At 43.6% G+C, this 17,622-nt stretch carries 17 protein-coding genes and 1 pseudogene; 16 read left to right on the top strand and 2 right to left on the bottom strand.

What is annotated here, in order from left to right; genetic code table 11:
• The first annotated feature begins 27 nt into the window (after positions 1-27).
• The 7 genes and pseudogenes from hemW to galE all read left to right on the top strand — a co-directional run bounded on the left by hemW (position 28) and on the right by galE (position 5,497).
• Positions 28-1,155 (top strand): radical SAM family heme chaperone HemW, encoded by a 1,128-nt coding sequence (gene hemW / locus K6969_RS07570; protein WP_321537361.1) that lies wholly within the window; start codon positions 28-30, stop codon positions 1,153-1,155.
• Positions 1,156-1,384: 229 nt separating this feature from the next.
• The gene (locus K6969_RS07565) at positions 1,385-2,125 is read left to right on the top strand and encodes an acyl-ACP thioesterase domain-containing protein (RefSeq protein ID WP_172063729.1); all 741 of its coding nucleotides are present in this window, start codon (positions 1,385-1,387) and stop codon (positions 2,123-2,125) included.
• Positions 2,112-2,721: pseudogene (locus K6969_RS07560) on the top strand (NUDIX hydrolase N-terminal domain-containing protein). The gene K6969_RS07565 and the pseudogene K6969_RS07560 overlap by 14 nt, the downstream one beginning before the upstream one ends.
• 9 nt (positions 2,722-2,730) lie before the next feature.
• The gene (locus K6969_RS07555) at positions 2,731-3,504 is read left to right on the top strand and encodes a TIGR01457 family HAD-type hydrolase (RefSeq protein ID WP_171942889.1); all 774 of its coding nucleotides are present in this window, start codon (positions 2,731-2,733) and stop codon (positions 3,502-3,504) included.
• Positions 3,494-4,123, top strand: a complete 630-nt coding sequence (locus tag K6969_RS07550; RefSeq protein WP_171942890.1) for a TIGR01906 family membrane protein — start codon at positions 3,494-3,496, stop codon at positions 4,121-4,123. Before K6969_RS07555 ends, K6969_RS07550 begins: the two co-directional genes overlap by 11 nt.
• A gap of 79 nt (positions 4,124-4,202) precedes the next feature.
• Positions 4,203-4,379, top strand: coding sequence for a 30S ribosomal protein S21 (gene rpsU, locus K6969_RS07545; RefSeq protein ID WP_000048054.1), 177 nt, complete (start codon positions 4,203-4,205; stop codon positions 4,377-4,379).
• A gap of 104 nt (positions 4,380-4,483) precedes the next feature.
• On the top strand, positions 4,484-5,497 hold the full coding sequence (galE, locus tag K6969_RS07540) for a UDP-glucose 4-epimerase GalE (RefSeq protein ID WP_105131071.1): 1,014 nt from the start codon (positions 4,484-4,486) through the stop codon (positions 5,495-5,497).
• Positions 5,498-5,570: 73 nt separating this feature from the next.
• Here galE and mscL read toward each other — a convergent pair whose 3' ends face one another.
• Positions 5,571-5,954 carry a large conductance mechanosensitive channel protein MscL gene (gene mscL / locus K6969_RS07535; RefSeq protein WP_024378005.1) on the bottom strand — a complete coding sequence of 128 codons (384 nt, stop codon included), beginning with the start codon at positions 5,952-5,954 and terminating at the stop codon, positions 5,571-5,573.
• 180 nt (positions 5,955-6,134) lie between these two features.
• Between mscL and dnaG the strand changes: the two genes are divergently transcribed.
• The 9 genes from dnaG to aguB all read left to right on the top strand — a co-directional run bounded on the left by dnaG (position 6,135) and on the right by aguB (position 16,898).
• Positions 6,135-7,925, top strand: coding sequence for a DNA primase (gene dnaG / locus K6969_RS07530; RefSeq protein WP_029173271.1), 1,791 nt, complete (start codon positions 6,135-6,137; stop codon positions 7,923-7,925).
• A 2-nt stretch (positions 7,926-7,927) separates the two neighbouring features.
• Entirely contained in the window at positions 7,928-9,046 is a 1,119-nt protein-coding gene (gene rpoD, locus K6969_RS07525) for an RNA polymerase sigma factor RpoD (RefSeq protein ID WP_171942892.1), read from the top strand.
• Positions 9,047-9,279: 233 nt separating this feature from the next.
• A complete protein-coding gene (locus K6969_RS07520) occupies positions 9,280-9,603 on the top strand; it encodes a metal-sulfur cluster assembly factor (RefSeq protein ID WP_002942999.1) in 324 nt (107 codons plus the stop codon).
• A 518-nt stretch (positions 9,604-10,121) separates the two neighbouring features.
• Positions 10,122-11,570 carry an aminotransferase class I/II-fold pyridoxal phosphate-dependent enzyme gene (locus tag K6969_RS07515; protein WP_029173273.1) on the top strand — a complete coding sequence of 483 codons (1,449 nt, stop codon included), beginning with the start codon at positions 10,122-10,124 and terminating at the stop codon, positions 11,568-11,570.
• A 2-nt stretch (positions 11,571-11,572) separates the two neighbouring features.
• Positions 11,573-12,430 carry a polyamine aminopropyltransferase gene (gene speE / locus K6969_RS07510; RefSeq protein ID WP_321537360.1) on the top strand — a complete coding sequence of 286 codons (858 nt, stop codon included), beginning with the start codon at positions 11,573-11,575 and terminating at the stop codon, positions 12,428-12,430.
• Positions 12,430-13,689: a saccharopine dehydrogenase family protein gene (locus K6969_RS07505; RefSeq protein WP_029173275.1), complete on the top strand. Its 1,260-nt coding sequence runs from the start codon at positions 12,430-12,432 to the stop codon at positions 13,687-13,689. The genes speE and K6969_RS07505 overlap by 1 nt, the downstream gene beginning before the upstream one ends.
• Positions 13,690-14,817: a carboxynorspermidine decarboxylase gene (nspC, locus tag K6969_RS07500; RefSeq protein WP_029173276.1), complete on the top strand. Its 1,128-nt coding sequence runs from the start codon at positions 13,690-13,692 to the stop codon at positions 14,815-14,817.
• Complete coding sequence (aguA, locus tag K6969_RS07495) at positions 14,814-15,911, top strand: agmatine deiminase (protein WP_321537359.1); 1,098 nt, start codon at positions 14,814-14,816, stop codon at positions 15,909-15,911. Before nspC ends, aguA begins: the two co-directional genes overlap by 4 nt.
• 111 nt (positions 15,912-16,022) lie before the next feature.
• The gene (gene aguB, locus K6969_RS07490; RefSeq protein WP_029173278.1) at positions 16,023-16,898 is read left to right on the top strand and encodes an N-carbamoylputrescine amidase; all 876 of its coding nucleotides are present in this window, start codon (positions 16,023-16,025) and stop codon (positions 16,896-16,898) included.
• A gap of 37 nt (positions 16,899-16,935) precedes the next feature.
• Here aguB and K6969_RS07485 read toward each other — a convergent pair whose 3' ends face one another.
• On the bottom strand, positions 16,936-17,529 hold the full coding sequence (locus tag K6969_RS07485; protein ID WP_024377438.1) for a TVP38/TMEM64 family protein: 594 nt from the start codon (positions 17,527-17,529) through the stop codon (positions 16,936-16,938).
• Between the last annotated feature and the right edge of the window lie 93 nt (positions 17,530-17,622).

Genomic DNA, 17,622 nt, shown 5'->3' with positions numbered 1-17,622 from the left:
GTCTAATAGTGTGCTATAATAGTTGGTATGAAAAAACGACCGACATCTGCCTATATCCACATTCCATTTTGCACCCAGATTTGTTACTACTGTGATTTTTCCAAGGTCTTTATTAAGAACCAGCCTGTTGATGACTATCTGGCAGCCCTCATGGAAGAGGTTAAGTTTTACGACCTCCCAGCCCTCAAGACTCTCTACATCGGAGGCGGAACACCGTCGGCTCTCTCAGCAGAACAGTTGGACTACCTCCTGACCAATCTGGAGGACTTGCTGGACTTGTCACAGCTGGAAGAGTTCACTATCGAGGCCAATCCAGGTGACTTGACGGCAGACAAGATTGCAGTTCTAAAAAAATCCAAGTGCAATCGGGTGTCGCTGGGTGTTCAAACCTTTGATGACCGTATGTTGAAAAAAATTGGTCGCAGCCACAATCAAGCCCAGATTTATGAAACCATTGCAGCCCTCAAGGAAGCGGGTTTCCACAACATTTCCATCGACCTGATTTATGCCCTGCCTGGTCAGACCATGGAGCAGGTGGTGGACAATGTTGCCAGAGCCTTGGAGCTGAATATTCCACACATGAGCCTCTACAGCTTGATTTTGGAGAATCACACGGTCTTCATGAACCGCCAACGCCGTGGCAACCTCCATCTGCCCAACGAAGATCTGGAGTCCGATATGTTCGACTACATTCTTCAGGAGTTGGAGAAAAACGGCTTTGAGCACTACGAGATTTCCAACTTCACCAAGCCCGGCTTTGAAAGCCGCCACAATCTCATGTACTGGGACAACTCCGAGTATTACGGCTTGGGAGCTGGAGCATCTGGCTACATCGATGGTATGCGCTACCGCAATCGCGGCCCCATCCAGCACTACCTCAAGTCCATCCGCGAAAAAGGCCATTCTCGCTTACACGAAGAGTTTCTCAGTAAGACTGAGCAGATGGAAGAAGAGATGTTTTTAGGGCTACGGAAAAAAACTGGCGTGTCCATTGAGCGATTCGAAGAAAAGTTTGGTATCTCCTTTGAAGATCGCTACGGTCAGGTGGTCAGAGACTTGAAAATTGAAGGGCTCTTGCAAGAAGAAGACCGTTGGCTTCGGATGACCAAAAAAGGATTGTTTCTTGGCGATACAGTTGCCGAGCGTTTCATATAGTCATTCAGTTTGTTTTATTACTTCGACGAGCGAAGAAACTTCGTTTCCTTATTTCCAACTTCAAACACTCCACTGGAGTATTTGAACTCACTTTGCCGTACTCTACGAATGTTACTTACTATCGTAAGTACGATTTCCAACCTTCAATAGTCCACTGGCCTATTGAAGCTACCTGCAGCTGTTGACGTGAACTGAAAGACTATACTTTAAGACTAGAAAGATCAACATTATGGGACTAACATACCAAGAAGAGTTCACCATTCCCTTTGATATGGTGGATGTTAAACAAGAAATCAAACTGCCTGACTTTATTTCCTACTGTCTCGGTGTGTCAGGTCGGCAGTCGGAAGAACTAGGTCGCAGTGACCTCTATGTTTTTCAGGAGTTTGGCTTGATTTGGGTCGTGACAGATTATGAACTGACCATTCAAGGCCTACCCAAGTATAATGAAACCATCACGATAAAAACAGAAGCAGTTGCCTACAACAAGTTTTTCTGTCATCGGATGTTCTACATCTACGATGAAGCGGGCAATCTCTTGCTAGATATTCTTTGTTATTTTGTTTTGATTGATTTTGAAACTCGCAAGGTGGCGCCTGTGCCAGAAGATTTGATTGCTCCTTACCAGTCTGAGCAGGTCAAGAAATTGCCTCGGGCTCCCAAGTATCAGCTCTTGGAAAATCCATCTGTCCAAGAATTTCCTGTTCGCTATTTTGACTTGGATATGAATGGGCATGTCAATAATGGCAAGTATCTGGAATGGATGTATGAAGCACTAGGCTATGATTTTCTGCTCTGCCATGTCCCTAAAAAAATCCAACTCAAGTATCTCAAGGAGGTAGAGGCGACTAGCTTGGTAAGTTCACGCATGGTGTCTAATGCTTGTGTCAGTCAGCATGAGATTGTGGTAGATGGGCATATCCATGCGCAAGCTGTCATAGAATGGAGGGAGCGTCATGTCGCAGGATAAGTGGTTGGAATGGGCCGTACGATTAAAAGTCTTGGCTCAGACTGGTTTGTAAAGATGTCTATGATATGGAGCGTTTCGAAGAAATCAGACAGATTGCGGCGGAAATGTTGATAGAGCTGTCTGGGCAGCCTTTGGAAGTGGTGACAGACTTGTTTTGCAATGAAACGGGCTATCAGACACCCAAGCTGGATACCCGCGCAGCTATTTTCCAAGAGGATAAAATCCTACTGGTCCAGGAAAACGACGGGCTCTGGTCCTTACCAGGTGGTTGGTGCGATGTGGACCAGTCCGTCAAGGACAATGTGGTCAAGGAAGTAAAGGAAGAAGCGGGGCTGGATGTGGAAGCTCTGCGAGTCGTTGCGATTTTGGACAAGCACAAGAACAATCCTGCCAAGTCAGCCCACCGCGTGACCAAGGTCTTCATTCTATGTCGTCTCCTTGGCGGGAAGTTTCAGCCCAATTCGGAAACAGTTGCCAGTGGCTTTTTCAGTCTGGATGACTTACCACCGCTCTATCTTGGGAAAAATACAGCTGAGCAGTTAGCACTTTGCTTGGAAGCTAGTCGGTCTGAGCATTGGGAAACACGATTTGATTAAGGAGGAAAAATGACATATACAGGTTACTTGATTGATTTGGATGGTACGATTTATGAAGGGAAAAAGCGGATTCCTGCTGGTGAACGGTTTATTCATGGACTGCAGGAACGTCAGATTCCCTATTTATTCGTGACCAACAATACCACCCGCCGTCCTGAAACGGTACAAGCTATGTTGGCTGAAAATTTTAACATTGAGACACCGCTTGAAACAATCTATACAGCCAGTCTGGCGACAGTAGATTATATGAATGATTTGGGCAAGGAAAAGACAGTCTATGTCATTGGAGAAGACGGGCTCAAGTCTGCCATTTTTGAGGCAGGTTATGTGGAAGACACGGAAAATCCAGCCTATGTTGTCGTCGGTTTGGATACTCAGTTGACCTATGAAAAACTGACCATTGCCACCTTGGCTATTCAAAAGGGAGCGACTTTTATCGGTACCAATCCTGACTTGAACATTCCGACGGAGCGTGGTCACTTGCCAGGTGCGGGTTCACTGATTGCGCTTTTGAAAGCTGCTACCCGAGTAGAGCCGACCTTTATCGGTAAGCCTGAAGCCATTATCATGGACAAGGCTCTGGAGATTTTAGGGACGGAGCGTAGCCAAACGGTTATGGTCGGAGATAACTACTTGACGGATATTCGGGCTGGTATTGACAATGGATTTCCAACTCTTTTAGTCCTAACAGGCTTTACCAAGCCAGAAGAAGTAGAAGGGTTGCCCCTTGCTCCGACCCATGTCCTTAACAGCCTAGATGAATGGAGTTTTGATGAGAACTAAGTTACAGATTATCGGAACGATTTTATTTGTCTTATCGGCAGCAGTTCTAGGAACCATCTACCTAGCTTGGCTAGTTTATCCGCTTGAGATTTCTTTTTTGGGGTTGGAAAAAGTTGTTTACATGAAAGCGGCAGATATTTCCTACAATTTCAATATCCTGATGAACTATCTGACCAATCCTTTTGCAAGTGTTTTAGACATGCCAAATTTTTCATCCTCAGCTGATGGTCTCAAACATTTTGCGGATGTCAAGCATCTCTTTCATCTGGTTCAGGTTGCTTTCCTGATTAGTTTGTCTGCGGTTTTCTATTTTTGGAAAGAAGTGGTGCGAAAAGGATATGGAAAATTGTATCAAGCCGTCTTTCTATGGATGGCAGCAGTACCCTTATTCATTGCTGTACTAGGTTTGTTGATTGGTTTCGATTCTTTCTTTACTCTCTTTCATCAAGTTCTTTTTCCTGGTGACTCGACCTGGCTCTTCAACCCAAATACGGATCCGGTTATCTACATCTTACCAGCAGAATTCTTCCTGCATTGTTTTCTCCTATTCTTTGTCTTGTATGAAATCATCTGTGGAGCTTGGCTATTGCTCCTAAGGAAAAAGGGGAAAAAGTCGTGATTATGTAAAAAAGTTCTTGACAATCCTTTTGATTGCAGTTATAATAGTATGTAATTTGAAATTGAGGGGAGTGAAAAAAATGTCAAAAACAGTAGTACGCAAGAACGAATCACTTGATGATGCTCTTCGTCGTTTCAAACGTGCGGTTACTAAAGCTGGTACTCTTCAAGAAACGCGCAAACGCGAATTCTACGAAAAACCATCTGTAAAACGTAAACGTAAATCAGAAGCAGCTCGCAAGCGTAAAAAATTCTAATTGAATTTGAAAACGGCCGAAAGGCTGTTTTTTGTTTACATTTTACAACAAGTAACATATAATAGGGATATAGAATTTTTGTCCAAGTGAAAAGGAGTAAAGAGATGAGTATCTTAGTTACTGGTGGTGCAGGTTATATTGGTAGTCATACGGTTGTCGAATTGTTGAAGTTGGGGAAAGAAGTGGTTATCGTGGATAATCTTTCAAACTCAAGTATTTTGGTTTTAGATCGCATTGAAACCATCACTGGCAAGCGCCCAACTTTCTATGAGTTGGACGTGGCAGATAAGGAAGCCTTGCGCCAAGTTTTTGAAAATGAAAACATTGAGGCAGCCATTCACTTTGCTGGCTACAAGGCAGTCGGTGAGTCCGTAGCTAAGCCAATTATGTACTATGAAAACAATATCATGTCAACCCTAGCTTTGGTGGAAGTCATGGCAGAATTTGGTGTTAAGAAAATTGTCTTCTCCTCAAGTGCGACTGTTTATGGCCTCAATAATCCATCGCCTTTGGTTGAAACTATGCCAACTAGCGCAACGAATCCGTACGGCTATACCAAAGTTATGTTGGAACAAATCTTGCGTGATGTGGAAGTAGCAGATAAGGAGTGGAGTATTGCATTGCTCCGTTATTTCAATCCAATCGGTGCCCATGAATCTGGCTTGATTGGGGAAGATCCGGCTGGTATTCCTAATAATTTGATGCCGTTTATTGCACAGGTAGCCGTTGGTAAACGTGAGGAGCTCAGCGTTTTTGGTAACGATTATGATACAGTTGATGGTACTGGAGTGCGTGATTATATCCATGTGATTGATTTGGCACTCGGTCATATCAAGGCGCTTGAAAAAATTTCAACTACTGCAGGTGTACATACTTACAATCTTGGTTCAGGCCAAGGAACCAGTGTCTTAGAACTGGTTCAGGCTTTTGAAAAAGTGAATGGTGTACCGGTACCTTATAAAATTGTAGACCGTCGTCCAGGTGATGTGGCAACCTGTTACGCCAACGCAGACAAGGCTTGGAAAGAGTTGAACTGGAAAACAGAAAAAACAATTGAAGACATGTGTCGAGATACGTGGAACTGGCAATCGAAAAATCCAAATGGATACGAAGGATAAGAAAAGATGCGGGTAGAGTACCTGCATCTTCTATTTTTATGAACAAAAAACAAGCACTAGACCTGCTAAAATATTATTTTTTCAACAAATCGCGGATTTCTGCAAGCAATTCTTCTTGAGTTGGACCAGCAGGTGTAGCTTCTTCAACAGCAGCTTCTTCTTTCTTAGCCAAGCTTTGAGCTTTTTCCGCAGCCTTAACGATGAAGAAGAGAACAGTACCAACAATCAAGAAGTTGATAACAGCACTCAAGAAGTTACCGTATGCTACACCGTTCCATGACAAGTCAGCGATTTTTTCTGCACCAGCAGCTTTCAAAGCTGGCGTCAAGAACAATGGAGTAATTACATCTTCAACCAATGATTTAACGATTGCACCAAATGCAGATGCAATAATCACACCGACAGCCAAATCAATCACGTTTCCACGGAACAAAAAGGCTTTCAAATCTTTCAACATATCCTAAATATGTCCTTTCATAAATATTTTACTCTATATATAATAACCGTTAAAAATTATTTTACAAGTAATTTGTTTCAGAAATTTTACATTTTCCTTCTTTTAGTATAAAATAGAGTATGCTAAACTAAGGGGAGAGTGTCCGCTTTTCTATTAGGATAAGAATATTGAGGAGGGTGCATGCTGTCAAAAGATAGAATAACAGAAATCAAACAAGCCCTCAATATTGTGGATGTAATTGGTGAAACTATTGCACTGACTAAAGCTGGACGAAACTATATTGGCCTTTGTCCTTTTCATGGCGAAAAGACACCTTCTTTTAACGTTGTCGAGGACAAGCAGTTCTATCATTGTTTTGGATGTGGGAAGTCTGGCGATGTATTTAAGTTTGTCGAAGAAGTTCGTGGTGTTTCTTTTGCAGATGCGGTAGCTATCTTAGCTGAGAAGGCAGGGTTTCAAGTAGATGTAACTCCTTCCTATCATCAAGAGGAGAAAAGGGTTAGTCCGCATCAGGTACTGTATGATATTCATCGGGATGCTGCAAAGTTTTATCATGCCCTTTTGATGACAACCAAAATGGGTGAGGAAGCTAGAGCTTATCTACACCAACGTGGCTTGACAGATGATGTCATAAAAACATTCCAGCTAGGCTTAGCTCCTGCCGAACAGAATATTCTTTACCAAAAACTATCAGGTCAATATGACGAAGAAAGTCTATTGAATTCGGGTCTTTTCAATCCCAGTGAGCAGAATATGATTTTCGATGCTTTTCAAGGGCGGATCATGTTTCCGCTAACTGATGAATATGGTCGAATTGTAGCTTTTTCAGGTCGGATTTGGACCGAAGAGGATCGAAACAATAAACAAATAGCTAAGTATAAAAACTCTCGTAGTACTGCGATTTTCAATAAAAGCTATGAATTGTATCATTTGGACAAGGCTAAAGCGGTTATTAAGAAGCAACGTGAAGCCTATCTCATGGAAGGTTTTCTAGATGTCATTGCTGCTCATCGTGTAGGTATTGATAATGCAGTGGCTTCCATGGGAACAGCTTTGACAAGAGAGCATGTTGCACATCTAGCTAAGTTTTGTAAGAAAATTGTTCTGACTTATGATGGGGATAAGGCTGGACAGGCTGCTACCATGAAGGCGTTGGATGAACTACAAGATTTTCAGGTTGAAATCGTGAGCTTGCCAGATAATATGGACCCAGATGAATTTTTGCAGAAAAATTCGGAAGAAGCCTTGCAACAGGTTTTAACCAAGTCACGAATCAGCGATGTAGAATTTTTGATTCAATACTTGAAACCTGAAAATCCTGACAATCTACAAATGCAGATTGAGTTTGTAGATAAGATTGCACCAATTATTGCCAAAGTATCATCCATTACAGCTCAAAATTCTTATATTTATAAGGTGGCGGATTTACTTTCTGACTTTGATTATAATCAGGTGGAACAGGCAGTAAATGCTGTTCGTCTGAACCAGCGGCAGGAGAGAACACAACAGGTATTTCAATCACAGACTGGTCAGTCTTATTTGCCACCAGTCCAAACGATTGCTCGTATAACGAGTCTTATTCGAACAGAAAACCATTTACTTTATCGGATGGTTGAACATCCTTATATTCTCAATGAGTTCCGTTTACGAGAAGATTTTTATTTTGCGACGCCAGAATTGCAAGCTATTTATGACATGTTAAAAAAATCTGGGGAAATTACCAGTTTTGAACTATCACAGTTGAACGATTCCGCTCAACAGGCTTGGTATCGTATGCAGGAAGAACGTTTACCTAATGAAGTATCTCCACACGAAATCGAAGAATTAGAAATTCGGCGAGACAAGGAATTGTTAAAGAAGGAGAACCAGCACCTAGCACGGAAAATCCGTGAACATTCCCATGTGGGAAATGCAGATATTGCCCTCGATGAGTTGCAAAAACTCATCGATAGAAGAAGACAAATGGAGTAAATATGACCAATAAAAAAGATAAAAAAACAGAAGTAACTACTTTTGATGTACAAGTTGCCGAATTTATCCGTAACCATAAAAAACAAGGTTCAGCTACAGACGATGAAATCAATGACCAACTGGTTATTCCATTTACGCTTATTGCTGATGGGATTGATGATTTGCTCCAACGTATTCAGGATGCAGGGATTTCGATTGTTGATAAAGAAGGGAACCCTTCTGCTCGTGCTATGCAGGTAGAGGAAGAACCAAGATTATCTGATGAGGAATTGCTCGGAAGCACTTCTGCAAAAGTTAACGACCCGGTCCGCATGTATTTGAAAGAAATTGGGGTTGTGCCACTCTTGACCAACGAAGAAGAGCAAGAATTGGCGTTAGCAGTTGAAGCAGGTGACCCAGAAGCGAAACAACGTTTGGCTGAAGCCAACTTGCGTTTGGTTGTTTCCATTGCCAAACGCTATGTCGGCCGTGGTATGCAGTTCCTTGATCTTATCCAAGAAGGAAACATGGGCTTGATGAAGGCAGTTGACAAGTTTGACTACTCTAAAGGTTTTAAGTTTTCAACTTATGCAACCTGGTGGATTCGTCAGGCTATTACGCGTGCTATTGCCGATCAGGCTCGCACGATTCGTATCCCTGTCCATATGGTAGAAACCATTAACAAATTGGTTCGTGAGCAACGCAATCTCCTGCAAGAATTGGGGCAAGATCCAACACCAGAACAAATCGCTGAGCGTATGGATATGACACCCGAGAAAGTTCGTGAAATCCTCAAGATTGCCCAAGAGCCTGTTTCGCTCGAGACCCCAATTGGTGAAGAAGATGATAGTCATCTTGGAGATTTTATCGAAGACGAAGTCATTGAAAATCCAGTTGATTACACAACTCGTGTCGTTCTTCGTGAACAGTTAGATGAGGTATTGGATACTCTTACTGACCGTGAGGAAAACGTATTGCGTCTTCGTTTTGGTTTAGACGATGGTAAAATGCGCACGCTTGAAGATGTTGGTAAAGTCTTTAACGTAACCCGTGAACGCATCCGCCAAATCGAAGCCAAAGCCCTCCGTAAACTCCGCCACCCATCCCGCAGCAAACCACTCAGAGATTTTATAGAGGATTAAAACACCACTGGCGTGGTGTTTTAACCCGAGCCTAGAAATAAGAAAGCGAGGTTAACCTCCGGGGGAGGTTTTCAACCGCTCGCTGAAAACAGGAAACGAGCGAAGGTACTGCGTACCTTTTTAACCGCTCGCCTTGAAATTAGAAAGGGAGCGTAACGTCCAGTGGACTTTTTGACACAAACTTGGTTTGTTTCTTTTCTAGTATTGAACTTGTGAACAAGAAAGAGAGAAAAATGACGTACACAGAAGATCAAATTAAAGACATTCAGGAGCGTGTTTTTCATGCTCTTGAAGATGTGATTGACCCTGAGCTAGGTATTGATATTATCAATTTAGGGCTAATTTATGAAATCCGATTTATTGAGGGCAAGGCTGAAATTGATATGACCTTGACGACCATGGGTTGTCCATTAGCTGATCTAATTACCGATCAAATTCATGATGTACTGAAGGATGTTCCTGAAGTAACAGAAGTAGATGTGAGACTGGTTTGGTCACCAGCTTGGACCGTTCAAAAAATGAGTCGTTATGCTCGAATTGCATTAGGAATTAAATAAAAAAACAAAATGGTTTCGAACGTTTGAAGCCATTTTTTTATTAATGTTTGGATTTTTTTATAAAAAATATTAAAAATTATACTTGTCAAAGAGAAATTTCCGTGTTACAATAAACAGGCCTAGGAAAAGTAGTCATACCTATTCTAGCAAATATCAGACCTATATGGGATGAGTAGCTCTGCTATTGATCATAACCAAAGCCTACGGACAGGCGGGTCGAATGCCGAAGCGTGGCGTAAGCCACATTATTGATAGGGTTAAAAGCCTACATTTTATAAGTTGATTTTAGGGTTCATCCCTAATTCGTATATCAAATTTAGTGTGGTGAAAGCACACGTCATCTTGTGAAACGGTCAATAAAGTACGTATATATTTGCACTGGAGAGTAGGAAACGGTAGGCACATAAACTCAAGAGAAGAATAAAAAACGTCAATTTGGATTGTAGAGCAGGATGAACCCTGCTCTTTTTGCTTTGTTAAAAAGGGTAGGAGTCCATCAAGCAAAGGAGTTTTTCGATATGAAAAATCAACACCAAGCCCCTATTTATCAGGGATTGGTACAGTTACGCCGAAAACGGATTGTTCCCTTTGATGTCCCAGGACACAAACGGGGACGGGGTAATCCAGAGTTGGTCGAACTGTTAGGAGAAAGATGCGTGGGGATTGATGTCAATTCTATGAAACCTTTGGATAATCTAGGGCATCCAGTCTCCATTATTCGAGAGGCGGAGGAATTGGCAGCAGAAGCCTTTGGTGCCAGTCATGCCTTTCTCATGGTTGGAGGGACAACCTCTTCCGTCCAGACCATGATTCTGGCGACTTGTAAGGCAGGCGATAAGATTATCCTTCCCCGAAATGTCCATAAGTCAGCCCTCAATGCCCTTGTCCTCTGTGGCGCCATCCCTGTCTATGTGGATATGAGCGTGGAGCCACGGATTGGTATTGCTCTTTCCTTGGAAAATGATGCCTTTGAACGGGCGATTTCTGAGCATCCTGATGCGGTAGCTGTCTTGATTAACAATCCGACCTATTATGGCATCTGCTCGGACCTGCATAGCTTGACTGAGAAAGCTCACGCAGCGGGCATGAAAGTTTTGGTAGATGAGGCCCACGGAGCTCATTTGCATTTTTCGGAAAAATTGCCAGAGGCGGCTATGGATGTGGGGGCTGATATGGCAGCTGTTTCCATGCACAAATCAGGTGGTAGTCTGACCCAGAGCTCTCTCCTATTGGTCGGTCCAGATATGAATGTGGAGTATGTCCGCCAGATTATCAATCTGACCCAGTCGACATCCGCTTCCTATCTCTTGCTGGCTAGTTTGGATATTTCACGGAGAAATCTGGCCCTTCGAGGCAAGGAATCCTTTGAAAAAGTCATTGAAATGTCTGAGTATGCTCGTCGTGAAATCAACGCTATCGGTGGCTACTATGCCTATTCAAAAGAATTGATTGATGGTAAAACGGTGCATGATTTCGATGTAACCAAGCTCTCCATCTATACGCAGGGCATTGGTCTGACAGGGATTGAAGTCTATGATTTGTTGCGGGATGAGTATGACATCCAGATTGAATTTGGTGATATTGGCAATATCCTGGCCTATATTTCAATCGGTGACCGCTTGCAGGATATCGAGCGGCTGGTGGGGGCTCTGGCTGACATCAAGCGTCTTTACTCACGAGATGGTTCGGATTTGATTTCGGGAGAATACATCCAGCCGCAGCTGGTTTTGTCACCGCAGGAAGCCTTTTATGCAGAGCGGGAAAGCCGTTCCCTGCAAGAAGCAGTTGGTCAGGTCTGTGGGGAATTTGTCATGTGCTACCCGCCAGGTATTCCGCTTTTAGCTCCAGGTGAACGAGTGACCCAGGAAATTGTTGACTACATCATCTTCGCCAAGGAGCGCGGTTGTTCCGTCCAAGGGACAGAAGATCCAGATGTCAATTTCATCAATGTCATTAAGGAGGACTAGTCATGGAAATGTGGTTTTCAGAAGTTCAAACGCCAGATGTCAAGTTATCCATTCGCACCAGTCAACAATTTTATGCTGGAAAAAGCGAATACCAAGATATAGATGTCTTGGACTCGCCAGCCTTTGGAAAGATTTTGACCCTCAATGGTCGGGTTCTCTTTTCAGATGCAGATGATTTTGTTTACAACGAAATGGCTGTCCATGTGCCCATGGCCGTCCATCCCAATCCCAAGAAAATCTTGATTTTGGGTGGGGGAGATGGTGGCGTTGCCCAAGTTCTCAGTATGTATCCTGAAATCGAACGTATTGACGTTGTAGAGCCAGATGAACTCCTTGTGGAAGTTTGTCGTCAGTATTTCCCAGACTATGCAACTGGCTTAGAAGATGAGCGGGTCGAGGTCTATTTACAGGATGGTCTGCGTTTTTTGCGCAACTGTGAAAATGAATACGACATCATCATCAATGATGCGACAGATCCATTTGGACACACGGAAGGGCTCTTTACTAAGGAATTTTATGGAAACGCCTACCGAGCTTTGAAGGAAGATGGCATCATGGTTTATCAGCATGGTTCGCCATTTTATGACGAAGATGAGTCTGCCTTTCGTTCCATGCATCGGAAGGCGACTCAATCCTTCCCTATCAGCCGTGTTTATCAGGCCCATATTCCGACATCTGCGGCAGGTTATTGGTTATTTGGCTTTGCCTCTAAAAAATACCATCCCATCGAAGATTTTGATAAGGAAAAATGGAAGGCGCGCCAGCTTTTCACAGAATACTATACCGCTAACCTCCACATCGGAGCATTTCTCTTGCCTCGATACGTGGAAGACATTTTAGAAGAAGAGGAGAAAAAATAATGAGTCGTTTGTTAGTTATTGGTTGTGGCGGAGTTGCCCAAGTTGCCATCAGCAAGGTTTGTCAGGCAGAAGATACCTTCAAGGAAGTCATGATTGCCAGCCGTACCAAGTCCAAGTGTGATGATTTGAAGGCTGTTTTGGAAGAAAAAACGTCTGTAAAAATTGAAACTGCCCAAGTGGATGCGGACAAGGTAGAAGAAGTGATTGCCTTGATTGAAAGCTACCAGCCAAAAGCAGTCTTGAACGTTGCCCTGCCTTACCAAGACTTGACCATCATGGATGCCTGCTTGGCGACGGGCGTGGACTATATCGACACGGCCAACTACGAGTGTGAGGATACAGAAGACCCAGAATGGCGGGCTATTTACGAAAAACACTGTGCTGAAGAGGGCTTTACGGCTTACTTTGACTACTCATGGCAGTGGGCTTATAAGGAGCGTTTTGAAAAAGCAGGGCTGACAGCACTTTTGGGATCCGGATTTGATCCAGGGGTGACCAGCGTCTTCTCAGCCTACGCATTAAAACATTATTTCGATGAAATTCATTACATCGACATCTTAGATTGTAACGGTGGAGACCACGGTTATCCATTTGCGACCAACTTTAACCCAGAAATCAACTTGCGTGAAGTTTCAGCACCAGGTTCCTACTGGGAAAACGGCAAATGGGTGGAAGTCGAAGCTATGTCGATCAAACGAGAATATGATTTCCCAGAAGTTGGCCAGAAAGACATGTACCTCCTCCACCACGAAGAAATCGAATCCCTTGCTAAGAATATTCCAGGTGTCAAACGCATCCGCTTCTTTATGACTTTCGGTCAATCCTACTTGACTCACATGAAATGTTTGGAAAATGTTGGTCTCTTGCGTACGGATCCAATCAACTTTAATGGACAAGAAGTGGTGCCAATCCAATTCCTTAAAGCACTATTACCAGACCCTGCTAGCCTTGGTCCTCGTACAGTTGGCAAGACCAACATCGGCTGTATTTTCACTGGTGTCAAAGACGGTGTGGAGAAGACCATCTACATCTACAACGTATGTGACCACCAGGAATGTTACAAGGAAGTTGGTTCACAGGCTATTTCCTACACAACTGGTGTTCCTGCTATGATTGGAACCAAGCTTGTCATGGACGGAACTTGGAAGAAACCAGGGGTTTACAACTTGGAGGAATTGGATCCAGATCCATTTATGGACCTGCTCAACCAGTATGGTCTACCTTGGCAGGTAGTAGAAAATCCAGTTTTGGTGGACTAGATGAGAATTGATCAAGTCCCAACGCCAGCCTATGTCATTGACGAAGCCAAGCTGGTCAACAATTTAGAAATTCTCAAGTCTGTCCAAGAGCGTACAGGTTGCAAGGTGCTCTTGGCTCAAAAGGCCTTCTCCATGTATGCTACCTATCCGCTAATCAGTCAGTACTTAGCTGGAACAACTGCTTCAGGTCTTTATGAAGCTAGGCTGGGTCGTGAGGAATTTGGAGGCGAGGTTCATGTTTTTGCCCCAGCCTTTAAGGATAGCGATATGGATGAACTTCTGGAGATTTCTGACCACATTGTCTTCAATTCAGCGCGCCAGCTCCGCAAGCACGTTGACAAATGCAGAGTAGCAGGAGTCAGTGTTGGTTTACGCATCAATCCCGAATGTTCCACCCAAGGTGAACATGCACTCTATGATCCCTGCGCAACGGGTTCTCGTTTTGGTGTTCGCATTGACCAGTTTTCAGAAGACCTGCTGGACTTGGTGGATGGCCTGCATTTCCATACTCTCTGCGAACAAAATTCAGATGATTTGAAAACGACCTTGGATGCTGTTGAGGCCAAATTCGGTCCCTACCTTCACAAAGTCAAATGGCTCAATATGGGTGGTGGCCACCATGTGACCAGAGAAGACTATGATGTAGAATTGCTGATATCCTCTATCCAGCACATGCAGGAAATTTATGGATTGGAAATTTACATTGAGCCTGGTGAAGCCATTGCCCTCAATGCGGGGTATTTGGTGACAGAAGTTTTAGATATCGTTGAAAATGGTATTGAGACGCTGGTTTTGGATGCTTCGGCTACTTGCCATATGCCTGATGTCTTGGAAATGCCCTATTGTCCACCGCTTCGCCATGGCTTTGAGGCTGGTGAAAAGTCCTATACTTACCGACTGTCTTCTAATACCTGTCTGACGGGCGATATCATCGGCGATTATTCCTTTGAAAAGCCTGTGGAGATTGGTGACAAGCTCTATTTTGAGGACATGGCCATCTATTCTTTTGTCAAAAATAATACCTTCAATGGCATCGGTCTGCCAAGTCTGGTCTTGATGGATCAGACAGGCGACTGTCGAATTATCAAAAGCTTTGGCTATGAAGATTTCAAGGGGAGGTTGTCATGATAGAAAATCCCAAAGCAGCGGGTTACCGCATGCCTGCTGAGTATGAGCCCCATCATGGAACCCTAATGGTGTGGCCGACCCGCCCTGGTTCCTGGCCCTTTGATGGTCAGGGGGCAAAAAAATCCTTCAGCCAGGTCATCAAAACCATTGCTGAAAGCGAGCAGGTCTATCTCTTGGTGAATGAAGCACACCGTGAGGAGGCCCAATCCATGCTGGGTGATGGTGTTACCTACCTGGACATCCCCACAAACGACGCTTGGGCGCGTGACACAGGTCCGACGGTCTTGGTTCATGAAAATGGCAGAGCTTTGTCTGTCGATTGGGCCTTTAACGCTTGGGGCGGAAGCTACGATGGTCTTTATCAGGACTATGAAGCAGATGATCAGGTGGCTAGTCGATTTAGCAAGGCCATCGGTCTGCCAGTCCATGATGTCCATCCCTTTGTCCTGGAAGGAGGAGCCATCCATAGCGATGGTGAAGGAACCATCATGGTGACCGAATCTTGTTTGCTCAGTCCAGGTCGCAATCCTCATCTGACAAAGGTTCAGATTGAGCAAGTGCTTCTAGATACTCTCGGAGCTGAAAAGGTCCTCTGGCTCCCATATGGTATCTTCAATGATGAAACCAATGAACATGTGGACAATGTTGCGGCCTTCGTCGGTCCAGCTGAGATAGTTTTAGCCTGGACGGATGATGAGGCAGACCCCCAATATACCATGTCCAAGGCTGATTTGGACTACTTGGAAAAACAGGTTGATGCCAAGGGGAGAAAGTTGACCGTCCACAAACTGCCTATTCCCAAATATCCTATTCTAATAACAGAAGAGGACTTGCCAGGCTATGTTTATGAAGCGGGGGAGGAAGAAAGGACTGTTGGAGAACGCTTGGCGGCTTCCTATGTGAATTTTTACGTCAGTAACGGCGCGGTTCTGGTACCTCAGTTTGATGACGAGCATGATGCGCAGGTACTTAATCTTTTAGCGCAGCTTTTTCCAACTAGAAAAGTCGTTGGCATACCAGCTCGCGACATCCTGCTAGGGGGTGGGAATATTCACTGTATCACCCAGCAAATCCCCCTTTATGGGGCTAAATGACTCTGATACAGCGTCAAGCCGGATTGGCATACTCCAGTATAGCCGGCTCTGGCCTTCCTTGTCTCAGAGCCCTTGTATCTCCCATAAAGAAATTATGAAAAGGAAGAAAATATGAGAAATGTTACTGTAGCAGCTGTCCAGATGCAGTGTAGTCAGGACCTTTGGGAAAATTTGGCGACCGCAGAGCGTTTGGTCAGACAGGCTGCTCGTCAGGGAGCGCAGATTATTCTCCTGCCTGAACTCTTTGAGCGTCCTTATTTTTGTCAAGAACGCCAGTATGATTATTATAACTATGCCAAGTCTGTAGAGGAAAATGCTGCTGTTCAGCACTTTATTCCTATTGCCAAGGAATTGCAGGTGGTTTTGCCCGTTTCTTTTTATGAAAAGGATGGCAATAGCCTGTATAACTCGATTGCAGTTATTGATGCGGATGGTAGTGTTTTGGGAGTTTACCGCAAGACTCATATCCCTGACGACCATTATTATCAGGAGAAGTTTTACTTCACACCTGGAAATACTGGATTTAAAGTCTGGGAAACTCGTTATGCGAAAATTGGCATTGGCATCTGTTGGGACCAATGGTTCCCAGAAACTGCCCGCTGTTTAGCTTTGAATGGGGCGGAATTACTCTTTTACCCAACAGCCATTGGTTCGGAGCCGATTTTGGATACGGATAGTCAGGGCCATTGGCAGCGGACTATGCAGGGCCATGCTGCGGCCAATATCACCCCAGTTATTGCAGCCAATCGGATTGGTCTGGAGGAAGTTCAACCTTCTACAGAAAATGGTGGGCAGTCTTCTAGCCTGCGTTTCTATGGTTCATCCTTTATGACGGATGAAACAGGTGAAGTGATTGAAAAAGCGGGACGGGAGGAAGAAGCAGTCTTGCTAGCTACTTATGACTTGGATAAGGGTGCGCGTGAACGTTTGGATTGGGGACTCTTTAGAGACCGCAGACCACATATGTATCAGCAGATTGTAGAATAAACAAAACACCCTTGTCCGAAGATAAGGGTGTTCATTTTTATCCTAACAATTGCTGCAACCATTGGCTGCCATAGATCCAAAAGAAGCTATAGGCCACAACTGAGAAAGGGCGACAAAGTAAAGTAATCATAATAAATTTCCGATAGCTCATGCTTGTTAATCCAGTAATCATTACCACTATGTCAGCTGGAGAAATGGGAGAAAGCATACAAAGAACAAAGAAAATTTCATAACTACGTTTATTATCAATTTTGCTTTCATATTTGTAAAACGTATCTTCAGACATGAAGAGAAGACAAAATTTCTTTCCATAGCGACGAGCCAACCAGAAAAGGATGATACTACCGATTGAAATTCCAAGATAATTGAGAAAGAATCCCCACCAAAAATGAAATACGAGGAAACCTACAACAGTCGTAACACCGCCTGGAATAATCGGAAATACAACTTGAATAATCTGAATAGCTAAAAAGGAGAGGCTACCTAAAGCACCTTGGCTTTTGATTAAATCGCTTAAGACATTTTGGTCGTTCAAAATGCCAATCTTATAGAGCCAAAACAGAAAAATAGCAGTCCCGATAAGGGTCAAAATACTTAATACTTGAATGGTTTTTTGCCAAAATTTATACATACTTTCATTTTACCATATTTCAAAAATTTTTTAAATTGTAAGGAAAATGTAAAATAATTTTGCTATTTATAAAAAATTCTGCTATAATAATTC

Source organism: Streptococcus suis (assembly GCF_019856455.1).
Lineage (GTDB): Bacteria > Bacillota > Bacilli > Lactobacillales > Streptococcaceae > Streptococcus > Streptococcus suis_AE.
This window is presented reverse-complemented; position numbering and strand designations above follow the sequence as displayed.

Coding starts and splice junctions, on each gene's coding strand:
- hemW (WP_321537361.1), top strand. CDS start 28: ATGAAAAAACGACCGACATCTGCCTATATCCACATTCCATTTTGCACC.
- K6969_RS07565 (WP_172063729.1), top strand. CDS start 1,385: ATGGGACTAACATACCAAGAAGAGTTCACCATTCCCTTTGATATGGTG.
- K6969_RS07555 (WP_171942889.1), top strand. CDS start 2,731: ATGACATATACAGGTTACTTGATTGATTTGGATGGTACGATTTATGAA.
- K6969_RS07550 (WP_171942890.1), top strand. CDS start 3,494: ATGAGAACTAAGTTACAGATTATCGGAACGATTTTATTTGTCTTATCG.
- rpsU (WP_000048054.1), top strand. CDS start 4,203: ATGTCAAAAACAGTAGTACGCAAGAACGAATCACTTGATGATGCTCTT.
- galE (WP_105131071.1), top strand. CDS start 4,484: ATGAGTATCTTAGTTACTGGTGGTGCAGGTTATATTGGTAGTCATACG.
- mscL (WP_024378005.1), bottom strand. CDS start 5,954: ATGTTGAAAGATTTGAAAGCCTTTTTGTTCCGTGGAAACGTGATTGAT.
- dnaG (WP_029173271.1), top strand. CDS start 6,135: ATGCTGTCAAAAGATAGAATAACAGAAATCAAACAAGCCCTCAATATT.
- rpoD (WP_171942892.1), top strand. CDS start 7,928: ATGACCAATAAAAAAGATAAAAAAACAGAAGTAACTACTTTTGATGTA.
- K6969_RS07520 (WP_002942999.1), top strand. CDS start 9,280: ATGACGTACACAGAAGATCAAATTAAAGACATTCAGGAGCGTGTTTTT.
- K6969_RS07515 (WP_029173273.1), top strand. CDS start 10,122: ATGAAAAATCAACACCAAGCCCCTATTTATCAGGGATTGGTACAGTTA.
- speE (WP_321537360.1), top strand. CDS start 11,573: ATGGAAATGTGGTTTTCAGAAGTTCAAACGCCAGATGTCAAGTTATCC.
- K6969_RS07505 (WP_029173275.1), top strand. CDS start 12,430: ATGAGTCGTTTGTTAGTTATTGGTTGTGGCGGAGTTGCCCAAGTTGCC.
- nspC (WP_029173276.1), top strand. CDS start 13,690: ATGAGAATTGATCAAGTCCCAACGCCAGCCTATGTCATTGACGAAGCC.
- aguA (WP_321537359.1), top strand. CDS start 14,814: ATGATAGAAAATCCCAAAGCAGCGGGTTACCGCATGCCTGCTGAGTAT.
- aguB (WP_029173278.1), top strand. CDS start 16,023: ATGAGAAATGTTACTGTAGCAGCTGTCCAGATGCAGTGTAGTCAGGAC.
- K6969_RS07485 (WP_024377438.1), bottom strand. CDS start 17,529: ATGTATAAATTTTGGCAAAAAACCATTCAAGTATTAAGTATTTTGACC.